Source organism: Streptomyces sp. NPDC003011, from assembly GCF_053591515.1.
In genome coordinates, this window is the sequence record NZ_JBSFTY010000188.1 from 1 (window position 1) to 2,137 (window position 2,137).

Annotated in this window: 1 protein-coding gene; it reads left to right on the plus strand. The window is 74.3% G+C overall.

All coding sequences use genetic code 11. The features are described from left to right. A partial coding sequence (locus ACWD0J_RS41195) for an ATP-binding protein (RefSeq protein ID WP_451500994.1) occupies positions 1-2,137 on the plus strand: 2,137 nt, incomplete at both ends.

The window sequence follows — 2,137 nt, forward strand, 5'->3', positions numbered from 1 at the left end:
CTCCGCGCTCGGCGCGGGCGAGGTGCGGCCCGGCGCCGTGAGCGGCCCCGCCGCGGCCGACCCGGTGCCCGGCATCATCGGCGTGCTCGGCTCCCACCCCGTGCTGCTGGTGCTGGACAACTGCGAGCAGGTCATCGGGGGCGCCGCCGCCCTCGTACGGGCCCTGGTCTCGTCCTCGAAGGACCTGCGGGTGCTCGCCACCAGCCGGGCCCCGCTCGGCCTCACGTCGGAAGCGGTGTACGCGCTGCCGGAGCTCGGTCTCGACACCTCGGTCGAGCTGTTCACGCAGCGGGCCCGGGCCGCCCGCCCCGGCGTGGAACTGCCGCCTGACGCGCTGGCCGCACTGTGCCGTCACCTCGACGGGCTGCCGCTCGCCGTGGAGCTGGCCGCGGCGCGGGTGCGCGTCCTGTCCGTGCCGGAGATCGCCCGCCGTCTCGGCGACCGGTTCGCGCTGCTGCGCGGCGGTGCGCGGGACGCACCGGAGCGCCACCGCACCCTGCACGCGGTCGTGGAGTGGAGCTGGAACCTGCTCCAGGAGGACGCCAGGGCGGCGCTGCGCATGCTGTCCGTCTTCCCCGGCGGCTTCTCCGGCGAAGCGGCGGAGCAGGTCCTGGGTGAGGACGCGCTGTTCTTGCTGGAGCAGTTGGCCGATCAGTCGCTGCTCACCGTCGCCGACACCCCGGCCGGCGTGCGGTTCCGGATGCTGGAGACCGTACGGGAGTTCAGCGCGGCGCGGTGTGCGGAGGCGGGCGAGGACGAGGAGGCCATCGGTCGGTTCCTCGCCTGGGCGCGGGACTTCGGGGTCGCGCACCACGACTGGTTCTTCGGCTCCGAACCGCGTGCCGCCTGGGAGCGGATCAGGGCCGAGCAGGACAACCTGGTGCTGGCCCTGCGGCACGCCCTGGCCCGTGCGGACGGCCCCACCATCGCCGCCCTCACCGCTGTCCTCGCCGCCCTGTGGTCCACCGGCTCCAACTACCTGCGCCTCGCCGCCCTCGCCACGGACACCGGCCCGCCGCTGTCGCACTACCACCCCGAACCCGAGTACGTCGAAGTCGCCCGCGCCGCCGCGGTGTTGTGCACGGCCACCCTGTTCATGGGCTACGGCCCGCATGTCGTACGCCAGCTCGTCACCCTCCGGCGGCTGCCCCCGGCCCCGCCGGACACACTGCTGCGCGCCGTCGCGGCGGTGCTGAGCGCGGTCCCCGAGATGCTGCCCCCCGACTACGACGTGCTGCGCGAACTCTGCGCCAGCGAGCAGCCGTTGCTCGCCGGTGTCGCCGAGTGCGTCGCCACGTACGTCTGGGAGCACGAGCACGACATCGACCGCGCACTCGCCTCGGCCCGCCGGACCATCTCCGCACTGGCGCCGGTCGACAACCCGTTCCTCCAGGTCATGGGCCACGCCCGGCTGAGCGAGCTGTGCTTGCAGGTGGAGCAGGGCGAGACCGCGTACCAGCACCTCAAGAAGGCGCTCGAAGCGCTGCCGCGGCTGGGCGACGAACACGACTTCATCGGCATCCGCTGGGGCCTCGTCCTGGCCTGCCTGCAGCGCGGCGACCCGGACGAGGCCGAGTACTGGCTGCGGCAGGCGGAACACGTCAACGCCCTGCAACAGGACGGCTCCGACAGTACCGACCTCGGCGGCCGCGCGGAGATCGCGCTCGCCCGCGGACTGACGGAGGTCGGGCTCGGCTTGTGGCGCAGCGCCGCGGAGGGGGTGGCTCAGGCCGGCCCGATGTACAGCGGCGATCCCTTCCTCGACCGGTACGCGCTGGAGATCCAGTCGGCGGCGGTGACGGCGCACGCGCACGCCGGCCGTATCGAGCTGGTCGCGGAGCCGGTCGACCGGCTGCGGGCCCTGCTCTCCGGTCTGTCCGGCTCGCCCATGGAGCTTCCTGTGGTCGGGACGGTGCTGCACGCGCTGGGCATGGCGGGGCTCGCGTCCGGCGACACCTCCGCCGTACGGCTGATCGCGCTGGCCGAACGGCTGCGGGCGCTGCGCTCGTTCCAGCCGACGATGTCGGGCGACCGCGCCCGCAAGGCGGCCCGGCATGGCGGTGGGGCGGCGTATGCCGACGCGGTGTCGGAGTACGCCGCCCTGGGGCGGGAGGGGTTGTGGGGGGCGGTCCGTGCG